Source organism: Hahella sp. HNIBRBA332, from assembly GCF_030719035.1.
In the GTDB taxonomy this organism is placed as follows: domain Bacteria; phylum Pseudomonadota; class Gammaproteobacteria; order Pseudomonadales; family Oleiphilaceae; genus Hahella.
Genome location: NZ_CP132203.1, coordinates 5,877,671 through 5,902,546, shown reverse-complemented (window position 1 = coordinate 5,902,546; position 24,876 = coordinate 5,877,671). Strand labels below are relative to the sequence as shown.

22 protein-coding genes are annotated in these 24,876 nt (G+C 57.7%); 8 read left to right on the top strand and 14 right to left on the bottom strand.

The features are described from left to right. Nucleotides 1–198: 198 nt before the first annotated feature. Nucleotides 199–441 (top strand): DUF1653 domain-containing protein, encoded by a 243-nt coding sequence (locus O5O45_RS26040; protein WP_305902228.1) that lies wholly within the window; start codon nt 199–201, stop codon nt 439–441. On the opposite strand, the gene O5O45_RS26035 is transcribed toward O5O45_RS26040, so the two are convergent. Next, nucleotides 421–1,164: a sulfite exporter TauE/SafE family protein gene (locus O5O45_RS26035; protein ID WP_305902227.1), complete on the bottom strand. Its 744-nt coding sequence runs from the start codon at nt 1,162–1,164 to the stop codon at nt 421–423. The two genes, O5O45_RS26040 and O5O45_RS26035, sit on opposite strands and share 21 nt — an antisense overlap. A 122-nt stretch (nt 1,165–1,286) precedes the next feature. On the opposite strand from O5O45_RS26035, the gene O5O45_RS26030 reads away from it, so the two are divergent. Next, the gene (locus O5O45_RS26030; RefSeq protein WP_305902226.1) at nt 1,287–1,892 is read left to right on the top strand and encodes a DUF1287 domain-containing protein; all 606 of its coding nucleotides are present in this window, start codon (nt 1,287–1,289) and stop codon (nt 1,890–1,892) included. Here the strand turns inward: O5O45_RS26030 and O5O45_RS26025 are convergent. The 12 genes from O5O45_RS26025 to O5O45_RS25970 form a co-directional block, all read right to left on the bottom strand. Continuing rightward, nucleotides 1,877–3,571, bottom strand: a complete 1,695-nt coding sequence (locus tag O5O45_RS26025; protein ID WP_305902225.1) for a glycoside hydrolase family 9 protein — start codon at nt 3,569–3,571, stop codon at nt 1,877–1,879. The two genes, O5O45_RS26030 and O5O45_RS26025, sit on opposite strands and share 16 nt — an antisense overlap. Nucleotides 3,572–3,591: 20 nt before the next feature. Further along, nucleotides 3,592–4,557 carry an ABC transporter ATP-binding protein gene (locus tag O5O45_RS26020; protein WP_305902224.1) on the bottom strand — a complete coding sequence of 322 codons (966 nt, stop codon included), beginning with the start codon at nt 4,555–4,557 and terminating at the stop codon, nt 3,592–3,594. After that, nucleotides 4,554–5,552, bottom strand: a complete 999-nt coding sequence (locus O5O45_RS26015) for an ABC transporter ATP-binding protein (protein ID WP_305902223.1) — start codon at nt 5,550–5,552, stop codon at nt 4,554–4,556. The genes O5O45_RS26020 and O5O45_RS26015 overlap by 4 nt, the downstream gene beginning before the upstream one ends. After that, nucleotides 5,545–6,510, bottom strand: a complete 966-nt coding sequence (locus O5O45_RS26010; protein ID WP_305902222.1) for an ABC transporter permease — start codon at nt 6,508–6,510, stop codon at nt 5,545–5,547. Before O5O45_RS26010 ends, O5O45_RS26015 begins: the two co-directional genes overlap by 8 nt. Next, nucleotides 6,507–7,493, bottom strand: coding sequence for an ABC transporter permease (locus O5O45_RS26005; protein WP_305902221.1), 987 nt, complete (start codon nt 7,491–7,493; stop codon nt 6,507–6,509). The genes O5O45_RS26010 and O5O45_RS26005 overlap by 4 nt, the downstream gene beginning before the upstream one ends. A gap of 22 nt (nt 7,494–7,515) precedes the next feature. Next, nucleotides 7,516–9,237 carry an ABC transporter substrate-binding protein gene (locus O5O45_RS26000; RefSeq protein ID WP_305902220.1) on the bottom strand — a complete coding sequence of 574 codons (1,722 nt, stop codon included), beginning with the start codon at nt 9,235–9,237 and terminating at the stop codon, nt 7,516–7,518. Nucleotides 9,238–9,277: 40 nt separating this feature from the next. Next, entirely contained in the window at nt 9,278–10,282 is a 1,005-nt protein-coding gene (locus O5O45_RS25995; protein ID WP_305902219.1) for a LacI family DNA-binding transcriptional regulator, read from the bottom strand. 362 nt (nt 10,283–10,644) lie between these two features. Then, nucleotides 10,645–11,739 (bottom strand): ABC transporter ATP-binding protein, encoded by a 1,095-nt coding sequence (locus O5O45_RS25990; protein WP_305902218.1) that lies wholly within the window; start codon nt 11,737–11,739, stop codon nt 10,645–10,647. A gap of 52 nt (nt 11,740–11,791) precedes the next feature. Next, complete coding sequence (locus O5O45_RS25985; RefSeq protein ID WP_305902217.1) at nt 11,792–13,108, bottom strand: GH1 family beta-glucosidase; 1,317 nt, start codon at nt 13,106–13,108, stop codon at nt 11,792–11,794. Nucleotides 13,109–13,145: 37 nt separating this feature from the next. Next, the gene (locus O5O45_RS25980) at nt 13,146–13,985 is read right to left on the bottom strand and encodes a carbohydrate ABC transporter permease (protein ID WP_305902216.1); all 840 of its coding nucleotides are present in this window, start codon (nt 13,983–13,985) and stop codon (nt 13,146–13,148) included. A 13-nt stretch (nt 13,986–13,998) separates the two neighbouring features. After that, entirely contained in the window at nt 13,999–15,000 is a 1,002-nt protein-coding gene (locus tag O5O45_RS25975; RefSeq protein ID WP_305902215.1) for a carbohydrate ABC transporter permease, read from the bottom strand. A gap of 58 nt (nt 15,001–15,058) precedes the next feature. After that, nucleotides 15,059–16,297: an ABC transporter substrate-binding protein gene (locus tag O5O45_RS25970; RefSeq protein ID WP_305902214.1), complete on the bottom strand. Its 1,239-nt coding sequence runs from the start codon at nt 16,295–16,297 to the stop codon at nt 15,059–15,061. Nucleotides 16,298–16,617: 320 nt separating this feature from the next. Here O5O45_RS25970 and O5O45_RS25965 point away from each other — a divergent pair, with 320 nt between their 5' ends. Beyond that, nucleotides 16,618–17,670, top strand: coding sequence for a LacI family DNA-binding transcriptional regulator (locus O5O45_RS25965; protein WP_305902213.1), 1,053 nt, complete (start codon nt 16,618–16,620; stop codon nt 17,668–17,670). 24 nt (nt 17,671–17,694) lie between these two features. Here the strand turns inward: O5O45_RS25965 and O5O45_RS25960 are convergent, their stop codons facing one another. Next, entirely contained in the window at nt 17,695–18,699 is a 1,005-nt protein-coding gene (locus O5O45_RS25960) for a serine/threonine dehydratase (protein ID WP_305902212.1), read from the bottom strand. A gap of 211 nt (nt 18,700–18,910) precedes the next feature. Here O5O45_RS25960 and O5O45_RS25955 point away from each other — a divergent pair, with 211 nt between their 5' ends. The 5 genes from O5O45_RS25955 to O5O45_RS25935 all read left to right on the top strand — a co-directional run bounded on the left by O5O45_RS25955 (nt 18,911) and on the right by O5O45_RS25935 (nt 24,824). Next, nucleotides 18,911–20,494, top strand: a complete 1,584-nt coding sequence (locus O5O45_RS25955; protein WP_305902211.1) for a serine protease — start codon at nt 18,911–18,913, stop codon at nt 20,492–20,494. Nucleotides 20,495–20,532: 38 nt separating this feature from the next. Next, nucleotides 20,533–20,925 (top strand): hypothetical protein, encoded by a 393-nt coding sequence (locus tag O5O45_RS25950; RefSeq protein ID WP_305902210.1) that lies wholly within the window; start codon nt 20,533–20,535, stop codon nt 20,923–20,925. 85 nt (nt 20,926–21,010) lie between these two features. Beyond that, nucleotides 21,011–21,739: a response regulator gene (locus O5O45_RS25945; protein WP_305902209.1), complete on the top strand. Its 729-nt coding sequence runs from the start codon at nt 21,011–21,013 to the stop codon at nt 21,737–21,739. 2 nt (nt 21,740–21,741) lie between these two features. After that, complete coding sequence (locus O5O45_RS25940; protein WP_305902208.1) at nt 21,742–23,139, top strand: sensor histidine kinase; 1,398 nt, start codon at nt 21,742–21,744, stop codon at nt 23,137–23,139. Beyond that, nucleotides 23,136–24,824 carry an amidohydrolase gene (locus O5O45_RS25935; RefSeq protein WP_305902207.1) on the top strand — a complete coding sequence of 563 codons (1,689 nt, stop codon included), beginning with the start codon at nt 23,136–23,138 and terminating at the stop codon, nt 24,822–24,824. The genes O5O45_RS25940 and O5O45_RS25935 overlap by 4 nt, the downstream gene beginning before the upstream one ends. The last annotated feature ends 52 nt before the right edge of the window (nt 24,825–24,876 follow it).

The window sequence follows — 24,876 nt, the reverse complement described above, 5'->3', positions numbered from 1 at the left end:
ATAGCTTCCTTCTATTTGCCTGCAACGACAGGGCCTCACAGGCCAGGCCCTGCCTCCCACAGCTAGCCGCCGCGCGCGCCTGATTATTAACAGGCCAATATTATCGCCATGTTAATAATGCGTTATTATTCCCCGCCAACAAGACAGCCGCCCATCACAGGGCTTGTCCATACAGAATGAGACTCAAAGGATTCCTGCATGCACTTACCCAAAGGCATCTACCAGCATTACAAAGGACCCCGCTATCAGTTATTGGAGGTGGCGCGGCATTCGGAAACGGAGGAGTGGTTTGTGGTGTATCGCGCGTTGTACGGCGACTATGGCGTGTGGGTGCGGCCGTTGGCGATGTTTGATGAAACCATCGAGAAAGACGGGGTCAAAGTAAAACGTTTCGCCTATGTCGGACCCGCGGAAGCGGACTCAGAGCGCCCGCAGCAATAACCATAATCCCGCTACGCCGGTCATGATCAGGGCGATGCGGTTAAACCATTGTTGTGGTATCCAGACCAGAAAATGGCGTCCTGCGTAGGCGCCGAGCAACACCAGGGGAACTGTCGCCAGATAGCTCAGCTGGTAATAATCCTTGAGCACGCCCAGATAGGCGTAGACCGGAACCTTAGTCAGGTTGACGATTAGAAAGAATACCGCCGCGGTGCCGATAAAACCGTGCTTATCGATTTTCAGCAATAAAAAATACAGGGTGAGTATGGGACCGGCGGCATTGCCGATGGTCGTGGCGACACCCGCCATGATCCCCGAGGAATAGCGCACGGCGGTCAGCCGTTGCATCGCCCAGGCGGTGATATAAGGCCGCAGCGGCTCCATCGCCACCAGAATCAGAATCAAGACGCCGATCACAGGCCCCAGACTCTCGTTATCCAGAAACTGCAGCGCCAGCGCGCCAAGCCCGATGCCGATAAAAATGGAAGGCAGCATCTTGCCCAGCTCACTCCAATGCGCCTGCCGCCAGTACAGGCTGACGGCCACCACATCCCCCGCCAGCAGATACAGCAAGGTGATTCCCAAGGCGTCTTTGGGAGGAAACACCAACGCCATGGCGGCGGAAATCAGACCGCCCAACGCCGGCACGCCCGCTTTGACGAAGCCGGTGAATATGGCCACGGCGGCGAGAAAAGCCAATATTGAGGGATCTAGAAGCGTCATAGAAAAGAGACTGTCCGGCAGGCTGCGGCAAGCGTCGAATTATTCGCTGAAGTCGAATGGTTTTCCATTGCACTTTCCGCCATGCTGACGTCTGAATGAATTAAGAAGCAGATGTTATCTATATGCGTTGTATTGTCCATTGCAAAGCGCGCCTTTTCCTGTTCGCCGCCATGACGTTCTGCTCAGCGTTGACACAGGCCGACGGCGACTTTTCTCAACGCCTGTCCACCGCGGCGCTTGAGCGAACGAATCATCAGGTTGTGTATGACGGCAGCTATCGCAGGATTCCCTACCCCAACGGCGACGTACCGGCGAACACTGGCGTCTGCACCGATGTGGTGATACGCGCTTACCGCCAGTTAGGCGTGGACCTGCAACAAGAAGTGCATGAGGACATGCGTCAGCATTTCTCGCGGTATCCGAAGATCTGGGGACTGAAAAAGCCGGACGCCAACATCGATCACCGTCGCGTTCCCAATTTGCAGACCTACTTTTCCCGTCACGGCCAATCGTTGCCCGTCACCGACAAGGCGGAGGATTATCAGCCCGGCGATCTGGTGACCTGGATGCTGCCGGGCAATCTGCCTCACATCGGCATCGTCGTGGATAAAAAACACTGGCTCAGCGGCCGCCCCATGATCGTTCACAACATCGGACGTGGTCCCAAATTGGAGGACATGCTGTTCGATTATCCCATCACCGGGCATTACCGCTACGAAACGCCCTGATCCTCCATGGAGAAGGCCAATAGCCACCAGGCGGCGTGGGGCAGCCATTGCTCGCTCCAGCGCCAACTGTGCAGCGGGTCTTCCGTCTCCATCATGGCGATGTCCATTTCATCATGTAGGCTGGAGGTAACGCCGTTGCAAATCCCGCCTTGGGAGGCGGGATAAAGTTCGCTGTATTGCGGGTTGTCATGACCCACGCCTTCCACCATGCAGCAGTTGAACGGGTTGAGTCCCAATAGCCAGTTCTGCAAATTCTGTTCAAATCCACGCAGCTCTCCCTGCAGGCGTTCAGGAACGTCGTTCTGCCGTCGATACCAACGGGACGCCGCCGCCAGCGAGCCCAGTCGCGCATTCTCCCCTTGCCACCAATAGCCGGATTCATTGCTATGAGGGAAGAAAAACTGCGCCCGCGGACGTTGTTTGAGGGGTTTCACCAACTGACGGGGATAGCCGAAAGGGTTGTCCACATCCCGGCTGATAGAGAGATAAAACTCCAGCCCACGGCGGACGAAGAACTGCAGCGGAATATCGCTATCCATCACCTCCTGCGCCCTCAGCAGGGCGATAATGGGGAGCCCTTCATCGGAGGCGTGGAAGAAAGGACGGTCACTGTCCTCCTCCACCCGCCACCAGCCCTCGTAACCATGGCCACAACTCTGTTTGTTGACCAGATTGCGGATGCGCGCTGTGGCGTACAGGCTGTATCGTTCCTGTCCGGTTAACTGAAACAGCTCCACCGCCGCCAGCAAGGCGCAGTAATCGTCGATGATGTTTTCCTTGCCATTATCCAGGTAAGCGAGATTGTTTTCCTGCAGATGAGCGAAGGCGCGCTCGGCGATGCGTCGATAAGGTTTGTCATACACGCCAAGGGCCACACTGTACTGCGCCGCGGCGGCCAGGGCGGCGATGGCCATACCGCCGCCCTGGCGCAGACTGGCCTCCCAGCGCTCGCTCTTGTAGCCTTTCTGCGTGGCGTAGTTGCAGATATTGCGCTGTTCGGGGTCCTTGCTCCAGCGGTCAAATACAATCTGGTAAAAGTAGCCCTCGTCCTCATCGAACATCCGACACAGAAAATCCGCGCCGTATAACGCTTCTTCCCCCGCCTGAGCTTGAACAGCCTTGGGCAGACGCGGCGCCGCCGACAGCAGACTCCACACCACCAGCGGCGTCTGTTGCGGGGCCATATAGTTGGCGTAGGAGAGATGGCTCAAGTATTTGCTGACATCTCCGGAGGCGTCGTACCAGCCGCCGCTGACATCGACTCGCCCGGATTTACGCTGACCAAAAAACGGCAGGTTGCGATCATAGTCGTCATAGCGGCCCTGACACCGCATCAATCGGAAATATTCCGTCATCAGCGGCGTCAAACGCTGTCCGATACTTGAGTCTATATCAAACCAGTGCGAGCGTGGACGACCGCCGCCCACCTCGCAGCCATCCATTTCAAAGCGATAGCGACCCGCTTCCGTGACCTGACTGAAGTCCAAAACGTAACAGTCGCCTGTGTGCCAGCCGGCGGCGCGCATGGGATCTCCCAAGGCGAACCGGGCCACTATCTCGCCGTCCTCGCTGATCAGTTGCGCCATCGAGCCGGTTAATCGCTCCCGGCTTTGAACGATGCAACGTTTGACGGCGTCACAGGAATAACCAAGATGGTTCACAAGCAGGCTGATCGACATAAAAGGGTTCCGAAATGGGTTCAATAAAGATGACAACGAATGGCGTGGGTGTCCGTTAGCTGACGCAACGCGGGCGTGACGTTACTGCATTCGGGTATGGCCTGCGGGCAACGGTGGGCGAAGGGGCAACCTTCCGCGTCCGGCCGACGCAGGGGCGCGTCCGTCTGCGTCGGAATAGACGCCGGATCGACGCTCGCGCCAGGAATGGAATTCAGCAGCAGCCGGGTGTAGGGATGCTGCGGGTTCTGCGTAATAGCGTCGCTATCGCCCTGCTCCACCAAAGAACCGCCGTATAAGACAGCGATGTCGTCGGCGAAATAGCGTGCAGAGGCCAGATCATGGGTGATAAACAGAAACGCAATGCCCTGTTCCTGCTTCAGATCCAACAGCAGATTCAGTATGCCGATGCGCACTGACACATCCAGCATGGAAGTGGGTTCGTCCGCCAATATCACTTCCGGCTTCACCGCCAGCGCTCTGGCGATGGCGACCCGCTGACGCTGGCCGCCGCTTAGTTCATGAGGGCGTTTTGCGGCGGTTTCCTCGGCCGGATGCAAGCCGACCCGCTCCAGCAAATTCCGGGCTTGTCGGGCGGCTTCGGCGGCGTTGTCGACAATGCCGTTGGCCAGCAAAGGCCGCTCAATCTGATAGCCGATGGATAACGCCGGATTAAGAGAGCTGAACGGGTCTTGAAAGATCATTTGCACGCTACGACGATAAGCGGCGATCTCTTTGGATTTACGCTGCTCCAGATCCACGCCGCGCCAATAGATGTCGCCTTGCGTCGGCTGATGCAGCCCGCTCAGCAAACGCGCGCAGGTGCTTTTGCCGCTGCCTGACTCGCCCACCAACGCCAGGGCTCTGCCTGGTCGCAGGGTCAGGCTGACCTCGCGCAAGGCGCGTAATACAGATCTGCGCCCCCAGGTCCCGGTTTTAAAATCCAGGGACACCTTCTCCATGCGCAGTAATGCGGATTCTGACGTCATGAGACCTCCGTCGTTTGCATCGTCGTCACAACTGGGCGCGATACTCTGGCGCAGGCGACGACGCGTCCCGCCGCCAGTGAAGCAAGCGTTTGCGCCTGTGTGTGACAGGCTGACTCAGCTTTCTCGCAACGGGGCGCAAAGGCGCAGCCCGCGATCGTTTCCGTCAGGCGCGGCGGCGCGCCGGGGATACCCTGCAAGCGTCTGCGAGGACCGTGCAATGACGGGAAAGAGCGCAGCAGCGCTAGTGTATAAGGGTGCGCCGGTTGCTCTCCCACCTGCTGCGCCGTTCCCGCTTCCACCAGTCGACCGGCGTACATGACCCCGATGCGGTCGCAAAACTCCAGCATCAGTCCCAGGTCGTGAGAGATAAACAGCACAGAGAAGCCAAACGCCTGCTGTAATGCGGAAATTTTGCCGATAATGTCGCGCTGCACCACCACATCCAACGCCGTGGTCGGTTCATCCATAATGATCAGCCGCGGCCGCAGCGCCAACGCCATGGCGATACAGATACGTTGCCGCATGCCGCCGCTGAATTGATGGGGATAATCGTCTAACCGTCCGGGATCGATGCCCACCAGGGCAAACAGCTCCTTGGTCCGCGCGCGCGCCTGATCCTGGCTCACGCGCTGATGGGCGCGAATGGCGTCGCAGACCTGTTCCGACACCCGTATCACCGGGTTCAGGGCGTTCATGGCGCTCTGCAGGACAACGCTGGTCTGCGCCCAGCGAAACGCCCGCAGCCGTTTTGCGTCCATGCGCAGCACGTCCTGTCCTTCGAACAGCACTTCGCCATCGGACACGAAGCCCGGCATGCGGATCAATCTGGCGATAGCGAAAGCAGTGGTGCTCTTGCCGCAACCGGACTCCCCAGCCAGACCGAATACCTCCCCCGCACGGATGTCGAAGCTGATATCGTCCACGGCGCGGGCGACGCCGGCGTCCGTCAGGTAATCCACACAAAGATTGCGGATGCTCAATAAGGCGTCAGTCATTGACAGGCAGTCCCTTCTTGCGCAGGTAAGCGATGACCGCTTTTTCCCCACGCCGTTTACGCAGCAGCGGATTGGCGATCTCGTCCACCGTGAAGTTGATCAACACCAGCGCCGCGCCGGTCAGCATGATGGCGAAGCAGGCGGGCAGAATTTCCCACCAGGCGCCGACTTGCAGCGCAGAATTCTGCTGCCCCCAAAACAGGATGGTTCCCCAGGTCACCGCGCTGGGATCGCCCAGGCCGATAAACTCCAGGCCCGCCTCCGCCAGAATGGCGTAGATAGTGGTCAGCACGAAGCCGCTCACCACCAGAGACAGCATGTTGGGCAGGATGTGGGCCGCCAGAATGCGCCACCAGGGCTCATTCAGCAATTGGGCGGCCAGGATGAAGTCTTTATGACGGATTTGCAGGGTCTGCGCCCGGATAATGCGGGCCGTCCAGCCCCAGCCAGTGGCCGCCAGCACCAGCCCGATCACCATGGGGCTGGCGCTGTCGACAAAGCTGGCGATGACGATAATCAGCGGCAATGCGGGAATCACCAGCGCCACATTGACGATGAAACTGATGGCGTCATCCAGGCGACCGCCGAAATAACCGGCGCACATGCCCACGAATACGCCGATCAGGGTCGCCAGCGCCCCGGCCAGCAAACCCACCGTCAAACTGGCTCGGGCGCCGTACAATAACTGCGCGAACACATCCTTCCCCATGCGCGTGGTTCCCAGCCAATGCTCGCCGTCCGGCGGCAAGTGCGGCATGGCGCTCATACGATCAGGAGGGAATTCCGTCAACCAAGGCGCACCCAAGGCGGCCGCCGTCAGCAACAGCAGGATCGCCAGACCCGCCACGCCGCGCTTATCCGCCAGAAATACGCGTAGAGGCGCCGGCGCCCAACGCAGCAGCCCATTTGTCTGCGGTTTATTCAAGCCCAGCTCGACCTGTAGTTCATGCAGTTTCATGCTAATTCGCTCCTGTCGCGCAAACGGGGATCCAGCAGCAGATTCAGCACATCCGCAATCAGGTTCGCCAATAGCACAGTGACAGTTAGAAACAGCAGTTGGCCCTGAATGAAGGCGTAGTCTCGTTTCTCAATCGCCGCGAGGGTGAACTTACCCAATCCGGGATAGTTGAACACCACCTCCGTGATCAGCGCGCCGCCCAGCACAAAGCCGAAGGTCAGCGCCAATGAAGTAATCTGCGGCAGCATGGCGTTGCGGGCGGCGTAGCGAAACAGGATTCGGCGGCCGCTGAGCCCCTTGGCCCGCGCCAGGGTGATGTAGTCTTCGTTAAGCAGATTGATCATGGTATTGCGCATGCTCAGGTGCCATCCGCCGATGGCGATGATCACCAGGGACGCCAGCGGCAGCACGCTGTGATACAGGACGCTGGCTATGAAGGCCATATTCCATCCCGGCTCCAGATCGATGTCGTAGGCCCGTCCCAAAGGAAACCATTCCAGTTGCAGGGCGAAGCCGTACAGCAGGAGCAACGCCACCACCGCCGGGGTAAAAGCGTTCAGCATCACGTTCACCGGCGTGAACAGGGTGTCGAAGAAGGAACCGCGCCGCCAGGCCGCCAGCATTCCGAATACAATGCCCACGGCAAAGCTCAACAAGGTCGCGACGCCCACTAAAAACAAGGTCCAGCCTGCGGCGTATAACAGCATTTCCGAAGCAGGCTGCGGAAAGTTGACGGTGGAGACGCCCAGATCGCCATGCATCAGCCTGAACACATAGGCGACGAACTGATCCCATAGGCTGCCGTCAAACCCGTAGGCGGCGCGCATGGCGTCCAGGCTTTGCTGCGACATGCGCCCGCGCAGGCTGACAAACAGCGTCGCCGCCGGATCGCCCGGCATCAGGCGGGGGATAAAAAAATTGAGGGTCAACGCCACCGCAAAGGCGGCGCAGTAAAACCCCAGACGGCGCAGAATAAAGCGCATCAGCACATCTCCCTGACGGACGCTATTGTCGCGCCACTTGCGCCGCCGCTTCTTTACGTAGGGACAGATTCAGCACATGCACGCCCCGCTCCGGCACCCCCAAATGCAGCATGGGCCGCACGTAGGGATTGTCCTGGGTCACCCAGCCCTGAAAGCGGGAGTCGTTGTACTGATACCAATCCGGGTTGGCGAACAGGGTGATGACCGGCAACTTCTCCGCCACCTGTTTGTGCACCTGCGTCAGCCATTTTTTCTGTTCCGCCCTGTCCTGGGTTTGCGCAAACCGATCCAGCGCCTGATTGATCTCCGGGATAACCATGCCATGCATGTTCTGCTCCAGTCGCCGGCCTTCCGCCAATCCATCCGTGGCGAACATCAGACTGTAGGTTCCATGGGGCGTCGCAGAAGGTTTGGTCCACATGATGTAAACATCAAAATCGCCCTGGGTGGTTCCCGCAAACCAGGTGCTTTCGTCCTGGGTGCTGAGATGGGCGTTGACGCCAATGTCGCGCAGGTTTTCCGACACCGTCATCATGGTGTTGACCCAGTCCGACCAGCCGGAAGGCACCGCCAGCTTAAACTCAATGGGAGAACCGTCCGGGTTGTCGCGCCAGCCGTCGCCATCGCGGTCGACGAAGCCGTTCTCATCCAACAAGGCCTTGGCGCGCTTGGGGTTGTACTCCATCAGGTAGCGATAGGGCTGCAGGGCCTGCGCGTCATACCAGTCCTTGTACAGTTCGCCGGTGCCGATGGGAAATTGGGTTTCCGTCGTCAAACCGAAGGTGGCCACATCCAGAATAAAACGGCGATTGAGCGCCATACTGAACGCCTGCCGGAACGGCAAGCTGTTGAACGGCGCTTTGTGGGTGTTCAAATGTAAATTGGCGTTGGCCCCGGCGGGAAACCAGTATTTGTTGTGCTTGTCGCCGTTGACGTAGGTTCTTTCTGGATCCGACATCCCGTCCCCCAGCCAGTCGATTTTGCCGGCCCGCGCCGCCAGCATGGTCTGATCATTGCCGGAGTACTGGGGAAATTTGAGGCAGTCGATATAAGGTTTACCGGCGTCCCAGTATTTCTCGTTTCGGCATACTTTGAACTGGGACATGCTGAAAGAACGCACCTCGGTAAACGGCCCGGTGGCCACCGGCTCAGAATTGGCGAAAGTGGTCGGGTCCTGCACATCTTTCCAGATATGGCGCGGCAAGGGGTACATAACGCCGATATGTTCGTGCGCCAGCCCGCTGGGTTTGCTGAGACGCACCACAAAAGTAAGGTCGTCGACCTTCTCCATACTGACGATCAGCCCATTGGGGTTGCTGTCGGACTGAATGTCCAGACCTACCGGAAAAGCCGGGTGTGACTTCGCCAGCTCGAAGGTAAAGACCACATCGTCAGCGCTGAATGCCTGGCCATCGGACCACTTTACGCCAGGGCGCAGATGGTAGGTGACGGAGCGCAGGTCGTCTGCGGTCTCGAAGGAGACGGCCAGGCGCGGAAAGTCCTGGCCAGGATGGGCGATGTTGTATATCCACAGGGGCTCGTAGATGAAATCCTGAGCGTAAAAAGCGCCGACAGAGAAATTGTAGGGGTTGAAGTTACGCACGTGGGCGTTGGTCTGAGTCGGAGCCAACACCAGTTCACCGCCGTGAATCCTGTTTTGATCCGCCTCCGCCGCCTGCACCGAAGCCGTCAGCGCCAGGCAAGCCATCAAAGACCGCGTTTTTATTTTTGTCGTCGCTTTCATTCGCCTTCCCATTTCCTGTTTAAGTTGACCCCCTCGCGACTCAGTTCAGATCCCTCACTGAGTCTCGTTCGATCAGCTTAGGCTCCAACACAATGTGTTTCTCCGCCATGGTTGGATTGTCCAAGCGTTCGATGAGCAGTTTTACCGCCGCTTCGCCCATCTCCATCACGTCCTGCCTGACGGTGGTCAGTGCGGGACACATTAATTTGGCGTGAAAGTTATCGTCATACCCCACCACCGAAATCTGCTCCGGCACGCTGACGCTGCGTTCGCGCAGGGCTTGATATACCCCCGCCGCCATGTCGTCATCGCCAGCGCAAATGGCGGTGAAACGGGCGCCGCCGTCCAACAGCCGCAAGGTCGCCTGATAGCCAAACGTCTCCTCATAGGGGCCGGACAGAATCAGGTAGTCGCGCTCGGTCAGGCCTTGTTCCGCCATGGCGCGCAGGAAGCCGTCCCGCCGCAGGCGAGCGTCAAGATAGCTCTCCGGCCCCATCAGATGGGCGATGCGCCGGTGCCCTTTCTCCAATAAATAACGCGCCGCCATATAGCCGCCGTGCAAGTTGTCCACTCGCGCCGACCATTTGGAAATGCCCGGCAACATGCGTCCCATGGTCACGATGGGATAATTGCCGGGATGCACGCCAGCCAGACGCTCCAACGGCACTTCGTTCTCCACGTACAGCAACAGGCCGTCGCAGCGGCGATCCAGTAATGAATTGATGACGGCGACTTCCCGATCCAGGTCGCCATAGCCGCTGGTGACCACCAGATGTTTGTCGGAACCGGAGATATAATCCTGCACCCCGCTCAGCATCTGCGCATAGAAAGGGCTGGCGAGGTTCACCACCACCACGCCGATAATGTCGGACTTATTACTTTTCAGGCCCCGTGCGAAGTGATTGGGACGGTAGCCCAGCTTGCGAATGGCGTCCTCCACCCGCTTACGGGCGGCGGGAGACACAGACCCTTTGTTTGACACCACCCGGCTGACCGTGGACTTCGACACATGGGCCAGCTCCGATACATCGATAATTGTTGGCATGACAGGCTTCTACCGTTGGGAACGTCCCCAAAATCATGTTGCAGGGGGGTACCAGGGTCAAGGCTGCAGCGGCTTAGCCAAGGCGTTAAAACGCAACATTCTGTCAACACAGGACAAAGCAGCGCTTACGCCAGACAGCCGCAACAATAATTCATCTTATTGAAATAATTGATATTTTATGACAATAAAAGACATTTCTTCAGAAACTGAAAACAAGAAAGGCGACGATTCCCAATTTGTTCCCAAATTAACAACCGTCGCCAAGACGAGCCGATCAGGCCACGTCGATACGCAAATCGCCCCCAAAGCTCTCTGCGTACTTCGGGCTGTTCCCTGGCCCCGCAATCGCGTCGGAAACAGGCTCAGCCCAAAGACAGGTTAACCCCTTGTTGATTGAAGAGATGACAGCACTCCAGCTCAGCCGCGACGCCAACCTGACCGCCTTCATAGAAACCCATGGCGGAAGTGGGCGTTTTCACCACCAGATGCTTTTCCAGCCCCGGCACATGCAGATAGGCCACTGCGACATCGCCCATTTCTTCAATGATGTCCACGCGCGCAGGAATGCCCTGATCCGGCGCCGTCAACCGCACATGCTCCGGTCGCACCCCCAGGCACACCGGCTCACCGGCGACGCGACCGGACGGCGCGGGGATCTGCAACGGGCGCGGCGATGAGCCGATCTGCACCGTTGCGCCCTGTTCACTGCTGGCCTGCACGCGACAGGGGAGAAAGTTCATCTTCGGCGAACCGATAAATCCCGCCACAAATTGGTTGCCGGGCCGTTCGTATAATTCCATGGGACGACCGGTTTGTTCGATATGACCGCCGTTAAGCACGACGATGCGGTCTCCCAGCGTCATGGCTTCGGTCTGATCGTGGGTCACGTAGACCATGGTGGTTCCCAGTTGCTTGTGCAGCTTGGCCAGCTCCAGCCGCATCTGGGCGCGCAGCGCAGCATCCAGGTTTGAAAGGGGTTCATCAAACAGGAAAATGCTGGGCTCGCGCACAATCGCCCGACCGATGGCCACCCGCTGGCGTTGCCCCCCTGACAGAGCCTTGGGCTTGCGTTGCAGCAGATGGGTGATTTGCAACACTTCCGCCGCCCGCTCCACCGCCTGCGTCACCTGAGGCTTCGGCAGACCGGCCATTTTCAAGGAAAACCCCATGTTTTCCGCCACAGTCATATGGGGATACAGGGCGTAACTCTGAAACACCATGGCCACGCCGCGCTCCGAAGGCGGCAGTCCTTCCGCGCGCTTGTCGCCGATCAGGATATGTCCCGCGCTGACCTCCTCCAGCCCCGCGATCATGCGCAGCAAGGTGGATTTACCACAGCCTGAGGGCCCCACCAACACCACAAATTCGCCGTCTTCCACAAACAAATCCAGCTTTTTGATGATGTTGGCGCCGCCTTTATAACTCTTTTCAACGCCAAGCAATTGTAAGGACGCCATGCAATTCTCCCCTCGTCCCGCGTTAGTGTTTCACTCAGTTGCGCCGCCGTAGCTAGGCGCGCTGACGAGCAATAAAGTCCCGATACCAGTGGCCGCTGGCTTTCAGCGTGCGCTGCTGGGTGGCGTAATCCACGTAGGTCAGCCCGAAACGCTTGCTGTAACCCCAATTCCATTCGTAGTTGTCCGCCAGGCTCCAATAGAAATAGCCGCGAATGTCCGCGCCCAACTCCATGGCCTGACGCAGCGCCTGCAGGTGAGTCTGCAGATAATGAATCCGCGCTAAGTCCTGCACTTCGCCTTCCTGCATGCGATCGGGAAAGGCGGCGCCGTTTTCAGTGATGTAAATCGGCGGCGGCAGGTAGTCGCGGGTGATTCTCACCAGATGTTGCGCCAGACCTTGCGGATAGACTTCCCAGCCCATGTCCGTCACTCCCATGGCCGCCGGCGCCGGGGTTTGCGGATTGGCGTGGCTGAAGTAGCCGCGGGTGTAATAGTTCACGCCCAGGAAATCCAACGGCTGGCGGATGGTCTCCATATCGCCGTCCGTGACCTTGGGCGCTTTGTCTCCCAGATACGCCAGCACATCCTGGGGGTAGGCGCCGCGGAAAATCGGGTCCATGTACCAGCGAATGTTGGTTCCGTCATCCAGACGCGCCAGTTGGCGATCGGCTTCCGAATCCGGATTGGCCGGATACGTGGGAGTATGATTGAGCACGATGCCCACCGGGGTCTCCGCATTCACCCCACGCATAGCCTGCATGGCCAGGCCATGGGACAACAGCAGGTGGTGGGAAACCTGGTAGGCCATCGCCTCATCCTGATAACCCGGCGCGAACTGGCCGGTAGCGTGCCCCAGCGTGGCGGTGCACCAAGGCTCGTTATGAGTGGAAATCGTTTTCACGCAATCGCCGTAACGCCGCATAAACTCCGCCGCATAGTCGGCGAACCGATGGCAGGTGTCGCGATTGCGCCAGCCGCCGTCATCCTCCAGCGCCTGTGGCAAATCCCAGTGATACAGGGTGACATAGGGTTGTAAGCCCTTGACCAGCAGCGCATCGATAAGACGGCTGTAAAAATCGAACCCGGCTTCATTCCAGGCGCCTTTGCCATCCGGCTGCACCCGCGGCCAGGCGATGGAAAAACGGTAGGCGTCCACACCCAATCCAGCAATAAGATCCACATCTTCCTGGTAGCGATGATAGTGATCGCAGGCGACGTCGCCGGTCTCGCCATTCACCGTCTTGCCCGGCGTATGAGAGAACGTGTCCCAGATGGAAGGCCCCCTGCCGCCTTCATTGGCGGCGCCTTCAATCTGGTACGCGCTGGTCGCCACGCCCCAGGTAAAATCCTTTGCAAATTTCTGATTCATAAATACAAGCCTCTTATTGCTTTCTAAATCGCCGCTTCTATCCCTTAAGCGCGCCGGCTGTCATACCTTCGATCAGCCTCCGCGACGCCAAGATAAAAATAATGAGAAGCGGCGCCACGGCGATGGAGGAGCCTGCGCAGATAGCGCCCCAGGGCACTTGCCCGGAGCCCTGTAGCGCGCGCAGCGCCAACGGAACCGTGTACATTTCCATGTCCCGCATGACCACCAGAGGCGTCATGAAGTTATTCCAGGATGTGATAAAAGTGATCAGCCCCAGGGTGCCCATGGCGGGCCCCGTCAGCGGCAGCACGATATGGCGGAAAGTGGCGAATTCGCCGCAGCCGTCCATGCGCGCCGCCTCCAGCAGTTCCCGGGGAATCGCGGAGCTGATGTACTGACGCATCAAAAATACGCCCAAGGCGCTACAAGCCATGGGCAGATACAGCGCCCGCGGCTCATTCATCCACCCGAACAGCGTCATGATCAGGGTGGTGGGTATCATGCCGAGAAACGGCGGGATGAGGAGCGTGCTCATGACAATCATGAACAACAGGTTTTTGAAGCGGAACTCATAGGTGGCGAAAGCGTAGCCCGCCAGAGAGCAGAAGAACAAATTCAGCGCCGTGGTGATGACCGCCACATAAAAGCTCACTCCAAGGTTGTTCCAGAAGTAAGGCAGCTTATCCAGCAGCACCTGCACGTTCGCCACAAACTGACCGCCGAACCATACCGGCGGCGGAACGGAGAGAATATCCGTGTTGCTGTGGGTGGCGAACACAAACATGAAGTAAAAAGGCCCCAGCATGATCATCGCGCCAACCGCGACGACCATGAATGCGATCCACTGACCGGGGTCCAGGATGATGCGCCTTTCCATTGCCTGCTCCCGCCTAGGATTTTTCTTTGAAGGCTTTGTTGTTGGCCCAGGTCATCATCGCGATGATCAGGAACAACAGCCATGCGACTGCGGACGCCGTGCCGAAATCGCTTTCGATATAGGCGGTGGCGTACATGTGCATCGCCGCCGTTTTGCCCGCTTGATCCGGTCCGCCGATACTGGTGCCGCCCGGCCCCAGACCGCCAGTGAGAATAAAGGGCTCCTCGAATAGCTGCAGGTTGCCGATGATGCTGAGAGTAATCGCCAGGAACATCATGGGCCGCAGCAACGGCACGGTGATATGCCAGAACTGCTGGCGGCGACTGGCGCCGTCGATGCTCGCGGCCTCATACAGATCCTTGGGAATGGTCTGCAGCGCGGACAGATACAACACCGTGTTCCATCCCACATAACGCCACCAGACCACAAAGGAAATCACCCACTTGGTGTAGCCGGGGTCATTCCAGTCGATGTTCTCCGTTGGAAACACCCAGCTCAGGGGCCTGAGTCCGGCGATTTCCCACTGTCCCATCTGCGTCAGCAGCACATTGATCAGCCCATAGTCGCGAGAGAACAACGAGGTAAACACCAGGGAAATAGCCACTGTGGAAGTAATAAACGGCAGGAAATACAGCCCCACCACCGCATTGCGCCAGCGCGACAACCGGGTGTGCAGGAAAAACGCCAGCGGTATCGCCGCCAGATGTTGGGGAACCCCACTCACCAGCGCGATCCAAAAGGTGTTATAGAGCGACTTGTGAAACCAGTCGTCCGTGAGCACGAACGTGAAGTTCTCAAAGCCGACCCATTTCATACCGCCCAAGCCGGTGGACGGATCCCAGTAATGAAAGGACAGATAGATGGTGAACAGCAACGGAAATAACCCGAACACTGCGAATAGAATGAAAAACGGGCTGATAAATACATAAGGCGCCGTTTTCCGGGTCAGCCATCTGCGTCTGGTTTTGACTTGCGCCGTCGCTGGGGTTTCCCGCCGCTCCATAACCGCCGACATTACCGGGCCTCCACTAAGTCTGATATGGACTTTGGTTGTTCACGCACTTCAGGCCCGCTTAATAGCGGACCCTGCGTTTGATGAGCTTGTGCGCATCCGCCAGCGCTTCCTTGATATCTTTATCGTGCAGCAGCACTTTATCCAGCTCGGCGTTGACGATCTCGTCGGCGATGGTGTCGTACTTGTTCACAGTAATGGCGGGAATGCGATCCGCCGCCTCTTTCCACTGGACGCGGGCTTTCTGCCCGCCCAGAAATTCGATGGGCTGCTGCAGAAACTGATCATTCTGCGCCGTGACCAACGCGGGAAACGCATCCAACTTATGGAACGCCTCCAACTGCATGCTTTTGTTCAAGGCCAGGAAACGAATAAACTCCCACGCCTCTTCCTTGTGCTGCGCTTTGGCGGGTATGGCGTAAAAAGAGCCGCCCCAGCTGGCGTACACATTGTCAGGCAGTTGCTTGCTGCGCCATAGCCCGACGGATTCCGGCGCAATCCAGTTGGCGAGATGTCCCGCCACCCAGGAACCCATCATTTGGGTGGCGATCTGCCCCCGCCGTAGCCCTTCGGTCCACTCGCTGGTCCAGGCTTTGACCTTGGCGTCGATACCGGCGTCCCGCGCCGCTTTCGCCACTTTGAACGCTTTTTCGAAGCGCGGACTGGTCACCAGAGAGCTGTTTTCCTTATCAAAAAAGATGCCTTCGCCGTCCTCCAGGTCCGAACGGATGATGATGTCCTTCAGGTCGCCAGCGTGCGCCACCATGTACGCGCCGGTTTTTTCCTTCACTTTTTTACCCGCCTCAATAAAAGCGTCCCAATTATTTGAGAAAGCGCTTTCATCGACTCCCGCCTTTTGTAACAAGTCCTGGCGGTAAAACAAAGCGCCGGGGCCGATATCCACAGGAATCGCCGCCAGATTGCCGTCTCCGCCGGTGGCCTGCGGGAGGGTGAACTTGGCGAATTGATCCTGATATTGCAGGGCGTTGTAGGGCGGTTTGGATAAATCTTCAATGCCGCCGGACGCGGCGAATTTGCCGATAAACCCGACTTCCACCGCCATGACGTCAGGCAGGTTGGAACCGGTGGCGAGAGAGGTGGTCATCGCATTGTGGTGATCGCCGAAAGCCAGACTGACCAGCTTGATCTCCACGTCAGGATGCGCTTCCTGATATAACGGTATGGCGGCTTTAATGCCTCTGTCCAGATCGGGAAATGAAGCCACTTCCAGAGTCACGGTTTGCGCGGCGACGCTTCCCGACATGGCCGCGCTCAACAGAAGAGCATGCATGATCTTCATCTTATTATTCTCCTGGGCCGGAGCCCTTACATCGAGGTTGGTTTTTGTGCTTATTCTATTCATCAATGCGCTGTGTTATTTTGACAAAAACGTAATGAAAACGTTTTCAAACACAGCGATTTTATAACGTTGTGCAAATGCGCTTGTCAATAAAAAAATGAAAATATCCGGAAATTTCATTTATTATCAGAACCGTACGAGCACATGCCGGGCACGAATCCGTTCTTATACGATTCAGCGGCCGCATGCGAAGTGAAGAGTGGCGTATGCGCATATATTCCAGGGAATGACAGGATTTCGACGGGCTATGGGAGTTTAGCTTGGAACAGACAATCAGAAAGAATGCAGTAAAGAAGAGGCGAATTGGCGCACAGCCGGCGGCCTCCACCGTCACCGAAGTGGCGAAACGGGCGGGGGTCTCCGTCAGCACCGTGTCCCGTATTCTCAATGGCACCGCCCGGGTGTCCGATGACAAGCGGAGATCCGTGGAGCGGGCGATTGAGGACTTGAACTTCAAGCCCAACGTGTTGGCGCAGAGCCTCAAAAGCGGCCAGTCGATGACCATTGGCGTCATCACCCAAGCGGTGGAGAGCCCCTTCTTCAACGAGCTGCTCAAAGGCATTGAGGAAGGTCTGCAGGGATCAGGCTACGCTTCGCTGATGGCCAGCGGCCACTGGAACAGCCAGAGCGAAATTGAACGCATCCGCCTGCTGATCGCGCGACGGGTGGACGGCATTATTCTGCTGACCGGCAACCTGAATAACGAGCAGATCCTGGACCTGGCCTCGCAAACTCCCATTGTCGCCGTTGGGCATACCGCCCATTCGGATAACGCCGCGTCCATCTTCATAGACAGCCGCATGGGCGGTTATCTGGCGACCAAGCACCTGATTTCTCTCGGCCACCGCAGAATCGCCCATATTCAGGGTCCGCAGGAACAGCACGACGCCAGTAACCGGCTGCATGGCTACAAGATGGCGCTGGAGGAAGCAGGCATCGCCTTCGACGAAGACCTGGTGACGCAAGGCGACTTTATCGAGCCTGGCGGCCTGATGGCGATGAACCGGCTGCTCGACAAAGGCGTTTCCTTCAGCGCCGTCTTCTGCGCCAATGATCAGACCGCCTATGGCGCCCGTCTGGCCTTGTATCGCCGCGGCATTCGCGTACCTGAGGATATTTCTCTGATCGGCTTCGACGATCTGCCCATGTCGTCTTACACCACGCCACCCCTCACCACGATCCGGCAACCGGTCTATGAAGTCGGACAAACGGCGGCGAAACGACTGTTGCGCCTGATTCGCGGCGAAGGCGCGGAGTCCGTCAATCTGAATGTGGAGCTGGTGATCAGAGAGTCCACGCGCCGCCTGGGCTAGAACCCAACGCGACGCGTCGCGGCATTACAGCTCAAACTCATTGAGATAATTGTCCCGCCACAGGGCTGACATCATTCCCTGGTCGACGTTACCGCCAGTCAGGATCACCAGCAGGCGCTTCTTGCCGCTGCGGCCTTTCAGCCACTGGCGCACCGCGTCCATGGTCATGGCGCTGGTAGGCTCGATATGCAGCTTGAGCAAGTGACTCAACCATTGCGTCCAAAACGCAATGCGCTGCTCCTCCACTTCATACAGGGCGTCCAATTGCCGAATGTATTCAAACGTGATGTCGCCCACCGCCAGGGTTCTGGCGCCGTCGGCCAAGGTATCTGGAGTGGCGCTCAGACGGTGAATCTTGTTTTCACGCAGCGAAATCGCCGCATCATTGGCCTGCAGCGGCTCCGCCGCGATGACCTCTGCTTTCGGCGCCAGCGCCCGCGTCGCAATCAATGTACCGGAAACCAGTCCGCCGCCGCCGCAGGGCGCAAACACGGCGTCCACCTCTCCCAGTTCATGCAGCGCCTCATAAGCCGCAGTGCCCTGGCCGCAGATGACCTGCTCATGATTGTAGGGGGGAATCCAATACACGCCGGGGTCCTTGGCCGCTTCCAGCACTCGCTCGTCCACTTCGGCGCGGGTCGCGCATAAGGCGACTTCGGCGCCGTAAGACTCCGTAGCGCATGCTTTGACGCGGGAGACATTCTCCGGCATGAAAATCGTCGAAGGGATACCAAACAGACTTGACGCCCAGGCCACCGCCTGCGCATGGTTGCCGGAACTATTGGCGATAATGCGCTCCGGTCTGCGCCCGTTCTCCAGCAACCAGCGCACTGTATTACACCCGCCACGAGCCTTGAACGCGCCCACTTTCTGCAAGCATTCGGCTTTGAAATAAATTTCATGCCCCAGCCACTGGTTCAGCAAAGACGAGCTGACTATGGGCGTTTCCAGGGTATACCCGTGTATTCTGCGTTTGGCCTGCGCTAAGTCCGCGATGCCCAATGTCCGATGATGCTCTAACGTCGTCACTATCCTGTCCCACCCTAAATCAGCATTACTGTTTATTCCTAACGAGCGTCGCCTGGTTCCGGTTTGTACGTTCTGATACAAAACCGAGACAGAGCTCTACATGGCCAGCCACTTAAATAGCCCCGCCGGCGGGCGCCAGCATCCGCTGCCGCCCCAACAAGTTAGCTTACGCCGGGAAAAGCGTAAATCTGTTTTTATAGTGGAGTTTGCTATGAGTCCTCAAAGAGTTCTTTCTCTGAGCGCAACGCTTGGGCTAGTCGCCCTGTCCCATAACGCCATCGCAGTCGATCCTGTCACGTCCAGAATTATCGGCGGAGATCAGTCACCAAACGGCTACCCTTGGATGCTGTCCATGCAATCCAAGGACGAAGGAGACCATTTCTGCGGCGCTAGTCTGATAGCAGAGCGCTGGGCCCTGTCCGCGGCGCATTGTATTGAAGACGAGCCCGCCGATTCCGTTTTCGTCGTCGCCGGCGATTTCGACCTCAACAAACAAGACGCAGGACAGCAACGAGTGGGCGTAAAGCGCTTTGTTCACGCTGTGGGCGAACCTTATGGCGATTTGATGCTGCTGGAGCTGAAAGAAGCGATCAAACATCCCACCCTTCCTCTGGCGGATGAAGACGCCATGGCCTCATTGGCCCCCAATACTCCTTTTAAAGTCATGGGCTGGGGCAACATGTCTTCGGTCGGTTTTGACTATCCTGACAAGCTACGCCAAACAGAAGTCCCATTTTATGATCAGGCCGATTGCGCCAGCGCCTATAGCGCCATAGGAATCGACATTGACAACACCATGATGTGCGCCGGTTATCCGCTTGGGGGAAAAGACACTTGCGACGGCGACAGCGGCGGTCCAATGCTCTGGAACAACAATGGAGTGCTGACTCAGGTTGGCGTGGTCAGTTTTGGCGAAGGTTGCGCCAAAGCCGGTTTTCCTGGTGTTTACGCCCGCGTCGCCACCTTTAACGAATGGATCAACGAACAAATGGCGCAGGCGGAAGGATTGTCCATCAGCCAAACAGACTTCAAATTGATCAGCGCTGACTACAAAATGCAGCGTCCGCTCACGCTGACCAATAACAGTAAGAAAGACATGGTAGTGCAGGGTCTGGTACTGACTGGAGACAACGGCTACCAGATCGACGCCGCCTCCTGTGATAACGCGCTGTTGAAACCTGGCGCATCCTGTACTTTGAACCTGACTGCGCAGTTTGCGGAAACAGGACGAAAAACAGCAACACTGACCGCCAGCAGTACGGATAGCAGCCATCCAAACTGGACCTATGTGTTTTCAGTCCAATCCATCAATAAAGCCGACTTCACATTAGGCCAGAACACTGAGTTCGCGTGGGGACAGGCTGAAGACGGCGAATGGACTCAGCGCGACGATGGCGGTAAAAAGAGCCTGAGCGCGGAATTAGGCGTTGATAAAGAAAACGCCGTTCTACTGGCGCAGTTCAGCGGAAAAGGCGTTTTCAGCTTCGAATGGAAGATTGATAATGGCGAAGCGGACGACCTCTATCTCTACATTGATGGTAAACGCATCTTTGACGCCAAAGCAGGCGGCAAATTCAAGAAGTTCAAATATAAGCTGGAAGAAGGCCAACACACTGTTTACTGGCTGCTTCAGGATAATTCCGATGGCGTCGACGGCAAGTTTAAACGCGCTCACATTCGCTCTGTCGCCCTGAACGCCAAAGCTAAGAAAAAGGACAATGGCGGAGGCGGCGCATTCGGCTTCTTATTGCCTGTTCTCGGCTTACTGTGGTTGGCGCGTCGTCGCCTGGGCTGAAATCAAAATTATCCGGGTTAATACAGGAGGTCGCTGCAATGAGCGATTACACTACTCACCATAGATCCAATGCGCGCAACAGAGGGCTCGCCCTGGGACTGGCGCTGTGCCTGATATCCACACAGGGACATGCTGAGAAGGCGGAGACGGCGCAAGCGAGCGTTCCTCTCAGTCGCCCCGCCGTACTGCAATTCGTGTCGATTCAGCAGGGCCAGCTGACCTTCTCGGTAAAGAGCACCGGCTGCACCCGTCGCGACGATTTCAGGCTGCTGTGGGATGGCCCCGACCTCACGGTTGTGCGCCTGAAGCCGGACTTGTGCCGTAAAAAAGCTCATTGGACGACTTTTTCTCTACCATTGACAGACCCGAGTCTGCGGGAGTGGGAGACCCTGTATATCAATAACCCACTGGTGGTTAAGTCCGGGAAATGACCCGGCTGGAGCGCGTCACAGTCTGGCGCGCTCCAGTCCTCCCACCCATATCGCTGATGTAAATGGAAAATACGAGGCCTAAAAAATGACTGAACGGCTATTGCTGGTGGATGACGACAAAGGCTTAACCCGGCTCATCAAGCAGTTTCTGGAACAGAACGGATATCCCGTGAAAGTGATCCACGATGGAGAGTCCGCCGTGGCTTGGCTGGAACGCAATCAACCGCAACTTATTTTGTTGGATGTCATGCTGCCGGGTATGGATGGCTTGTCAGTGTGCCGTGAAGTCAGAAGACACTATAAGGGCCCTATTATCATGCTCACGTCATTGGATGACGACATCGACGAAGTCGCCGGACTGGAAGTCGGCGCTGACGATTATTTGGCCAAGCCAGTCAAATCCAGAGTACTGCTGGCGCATATCCGGGCGCAGCTCCGTCGGGTGGAGACCTACTCCGCCAATGACAGCGACCTCCCCGCCACCCAGGAAAACGGGATTATCCGTATAGGAGAACTGGTTATCAACTCCAACGCCAGGACGGTATACAAGTCCGGCGTCGCTATTGATTTCACCACTGCGGAATTTAACCTTCTTTATTATCTCGCTCGCCAGGCAGGTTCAGTTATTTCCCGGGACCTGGTGTATCGGGAAATTTTCAATTTGGAGTATGACGGACTCGACCGTTCCATTGATCTGCGTGTCTCACGCATTCGCAAACGCCTGGGCGACGATCCCAAACAACCGCGCCTTATCAAAACTATCCGGGGTGAGGGCTATTTGTTTGTAGACAATGCTGAAAGCGAGGAGAGTTAAGTATGTTTCCACGCTTTTACGCCGCCCTGGCGTTGTTGTTTTGCGTCTGCTTCATCGCCTATGACTGGGCCTATCCCCTGCTATGGTGGGAAAATGCGCTTTCTGCGGAAGAGTCGCGCCGCCACTCTGGAGAAGGAATGCGGGAAATCGCCGCAGAGCTGTCGGAATTGAAAGCGACGAGCGCGGGAGACCGTTTACTGGCCGCCGCCTCAGACCTGCTGGAAAGTGCGGACATAGCCATGCAACCCTCTTATGAGTTGATCGAATACTCGATTCTGGAAAATAAAGACATGAGCCTGTCCCTTGACCAGCGCCGCCGTCTGATGGCGGGCGAGTATCTGGTGACGGAGCGCAGTTCCCCGGACTCCTGGAGCGTGCAGGCCGCCATCCCCAACAAAAATATGACGTTGGAGGCGGTATTCAAAGAACAGGGAGACGGCGGATCTTTCTATAGTTGGCTGGCGGGCTACGTCGTGCTTTACCTGAGCCTGTTGGCGGTGGTCCTGTACCTGCTGCTCGCCAGCGTAAAACGGCCATTGCGGGAGTCTATCTCGCAAGTCAGCGCCGCGTTGCGCCGCATCAACGGTTTATTCAATGGCCCCACCGGCCCCGTGCAGTCCGCCGCCACTCCTGCAGAACTACTCCAACAGGCGTCAACCGTGGAACGCCATATCGCGCAGGAAAAAGAAAGCCGCGCCCGCCACTATGACGATCTGCGCGATCTGCTACATGGCGTCGCTCATGAGTTCCGCAGCCCAATGGCGCGCATCAGTTTCGCGCTGGACTTGGCGGATGATGAAACCGATAAATCCGACCCGAATGCACAAAATATCCGCGCGTTACATCAAGAAATCAGCGGCGCCTTGGACGAACTGAGCGGCTTGGTCAAAGAAGTACTCAGCTACTCCCGCCTGGAGCATGGTCGCGGAGACCTGCAGTGTGAGCCGGTCGCAGTGATGGATGTAGTGGAAGAGATTCTGGCCAAGCAACGCAAAATGCATCCACAGGTAGAGTTTGTTACGCCAACGGAGCCGGCCATGCAGGAAATCCAGGTATGGGCGGACCGGCGTCTATTCTCCCGCGCCTTGGTGAATCTGATCAGAAACGCCGCCCGTTTCGCCGACCACAGCGTCAGAATCAGCTGGCGCCTGACTGACGCCCACTTCGAGATCCAGGTGGACGACGACGGTCCTGGCGTGCCTCCTGGCAAGCGTCAGCGCGTGTTCGAGCCATTCACCCGACTCGACCCCAGCCGCTCCCGGGATTCCGGCGGCGCCGGCCTGGGTTTGGCGATCGTAAAAAGTATTTCCACTCTGCATGGCGGAACCGTGAGCGTAACCGACAGCCGCCAAGGCGGCGCTTGCTTCACCCTGTGCTGGCCCAAGGAGCCGACTCAATGAATCCAACCTATGTATGCGCTCCAATTGTGCTGGCGTTTTCCCTGAATATCGAAGCCGCCACTCACAGTGAGAACAGCGCTGATCTGGCCTTCATCAACGCCGTGGTTTACACCGCCGACGCGCAAAAGCCCATGGCGCAGGCGGTAGCGGCCCGCAACGGCGCCATTATCGCGGTGGGAAAGACTGCGGACATTGAGGCCTTGCTGGATGAGAACACCCAGGTTATTGATGTAAAAGGCGGCTTACTGCTACCAGGCTTTATCGACAACCATAATCATGTCTTCGAGGCCGCTTCCTCCGCTGGCGGCGATTGCGAACTCGCCCCAGACCTGACGCCCAGCGAACAGCTGCCTTACTTACGCCAGTGTCGTGAAGCCTCGCAGCCGGACCAGTGGGTGATCGGCTGGGGCCATACCATCGACGCCACCTTGAACGCAGAAGGCCCCACGCCCCTGCAAGTGATCGACAGCGTGTTCCCGGACCGTCCGGTGGTGATCATGGAGCAGACTTCACACTCCATGTGGATTAACTCCGTCGCCCTGCGTCTCGCCGGCATCAATGGGGATACGCCGGACCCGCAAGGGGGAAAAATCATGAAAGATCCGCAAACCGGCGCGTTGAACGGGATCATTGTGGATAACGCCGGCGATATCGTCATGGAGCAGGCCTGGAACAGTTTGCGCAATAAGTTTGAGGTTAGCTACGACGGCTTGTTAAATGGCCTGGCGGAAGCCGCGCGTTACGGCGTCACCACCATTGGCGACGGTCGCCTGTACTGGAAACGCGGCTGGTATGACGTGTGGCGCGCAGTGGCTGCCGATGGCGAATTGACCGCCCGCGTATCCCTGCGCCCCTGGATTTACCCTCATGTACCGCAACAGGAGCAGTTGGACTTTCTACGTTCAGTTTACAACCCGGACCCAAACGGCCTGTTGATCGTCAATCAGGTGAAAATGTACAGCGACGGCATTCTTGTCAATGGCACGGCGAAGACCCTGCAACCGTATGATTTCACCTATTTTCCGCAGTCGCCCTATGGCCTTAACTACCTGCCCCAGGCGATCATGCAGGATTGGCTGGTCAAGCTGGACCGTCTCGGCTATGGCGCGCATATCCACGCCATCGGCGACGGCGCAGTGCGCGAAAGCCTCAACGCCATCGCCGCCGCCCGCCAGGCCGGCTCACAACGCCGCTACAACATGACGCATCTGGAGCTTATAGATGCGAGCGATCTGGACCGTTTCAAGATGCTGCAAGTAGATGCGGATTTTCAGGTTGGCTCCGACTATGTCGGCGCGGCGGACCATAGCTGGGCCGAGCCGCTGATCGGGAAGCAGCGGGCGCATCGCCTCATTCCTCTGGGGGATGTGTACGCCAACGGCGCCAATGTCACTCTCAGCAGCGATTGGAACGTCAATCCCATCAGTCCGATGGCCGCCATCGCCAACGCCGTGCAACTCAGGGAGCAGGGTTTGCCCAATGTGCGCGCCGCCCTCGACGCTTACACCATCAACGCCGCCACGGCCCTGGGACTGGAGGCGATCACCGGCTCAATCCGCGTCGGCAAATCCGCAGACTTTGTGGTGTTGGACAGAAATATTCTCGACGCCGCCCCCCAATACATCCGTCAGGCCAGGGTCATGATGACCTGGCTGCGCGGCGAAGAGGTATACGCCGCAGAATAACGCGGCGATATTCTTAATTTGTTTACAATTTGACCGCTCACATGCCGTCAGG

Excerpts from the sequence above, each read along its gene's own strand:
- O5O45_RS26040 (WP_305902228.1), top strand. The coding sequence starts at position 199 with ATGCACTTACCCAAAGGCATCTACCAGCATTACAAAGGACCCCGCTAT.
- O5O45_RS25995 (WP_305902219.1), bottom strand. The coding sequence starts at position 10,282 with ATGCCAACAATTATCGATGTATCGGAGCTGGCCCATGTGTCGAAGTCC.
- O5O45_RS26030 (WP_305902226.1), top strand. The coding sequence starts at position 1,287 with ATGCGTTGTATTGTCCATTGCAAAGCGCGCCTTTTCCTGTTCGCCGCC.
- O5O45_RS26035 (WP_305902227.1), bottom strand. The coding sequence starts at position 1,164 with ATGACGCTTCTAGATCCCTCAATATTGGCTTTTCTCGCCGCCGTGGCC.
- O5O45_RS25935 (WP_305902207.1), top strand. The coding sequence starts at position 23,136 with ATGAATCCAACCTATGTATGCGCTCCAATTGTGCTGGCGTTTTCCCTG.
- O5O45_RS26005 (WP_305902221.1), bottom strand. The coding sequence starts at position 7,493 with ATGCGCTTTATTCTGCGCCGTCTGGGGTTTTACTGCGCCGCCTTTGCG.
- O5O45_RS25980 (WP_305902216.1), bottom strand. The coding sequence starts at position 13,985 with ATGGAAAGGCGCATCATCCTGGACCCCGGTCAGTGGATCGCATTCATG.
- O5O45_RS25975 (WP_305902215.1), bottom strand. The coding sequence starts at position 15,000 with ATGTCGGCGGTTATGGAGCGGCGGGAAACCCCAGCGACGGCGCAAGTC.
- O5O45_RS26025 (WP_305902225.1), bottom strand. The coding sequence starts at position 3,571 with ATGTCGATCAGCCTGCTTGTGAACCATCTTGGTTATTCCTGTGACGCC.
- O5O45_RS25985 (WP_305902217.1), bottom strand. The coding sequence starts at position 13,108 with ATGAATCAGAAATTTGCAAAGGATTTTACCTGGGGCGTGGCGACCAGC.
- O5O45_RS25955 (WP_305902211.1), top strand. The coding sequence starts at position 18,911 with ATGAGTCCTCAAAGAGTTCTTTCTCTGAGCGCAACGCTTGGGCTAGTC.
- O5O45_RS26020 (WP_305902224.1), bottom strand. The coding sequence starts at position 4,557 with ATGACGTCAGAATCCGCATTACTGCGCATGGAGAAGGTGTCCCTGGAT.
- O5O45_RS25950 (WP_305902210.1), top strand. The coding sequence starts at position 20,533 with ATGAGCGATTACACTACTCACCATAGATCCAATGCGCGCAACAGAGGG.
- O5O45_RS25970 (WP_305902214.1), bottom strand. The coding sequence starts at position 16,297 with ATGAAGATCATGCATGCTCTTCTGTTGAGCGCGGCCATGTCGGGAAGC.
- O5O45_RS25990 (WP_305902218.1), bottom strand. The coding sequence starts at position 11,739 with ATGGCGTCCTTACAATTGCTTGGCGTTGAAAAGAGTTATAAAGGCGGC.
- O5O45_RS25940 (WP_305902208.1), top strand. The coding sequence starts at position 21,742 with ATGTTTCCACGCTTTTACGCCGCCCTGGCGTTGTTGTTTTGCGTCTGC.
- O5O45_RS26015 (WP_305902223.1), bottom strand. The coding sequence starts at position 5,552 with ATGACTGACGCCTTATTGAGCATCCGCAATCTTTGTGTGGATTACCTG.
- O5O45_RS26010 (WP_305902222.1), bottom strand. The coding sequence starts at position 6,510 with ATGAAACTGCATGAACTACAGGTCGAGCTGGGCTTGAATAAACCGCAG.
- O5O45_RS25945 (WP_305902209.1), top strand. The coding sequence starts at position 21,011 with ATGACTGAACGGCTATTGCTGGTGGATGACGACAAAGGCTTAACCCGG.
- O5O45_RS26000 (WP_305902220.1), bottom strand. The coding sequence starts at position 9,237 with ATGAAAGCGACGACAAAAATAAAAACGCGGTCTTTGATGGCTTGCCTG.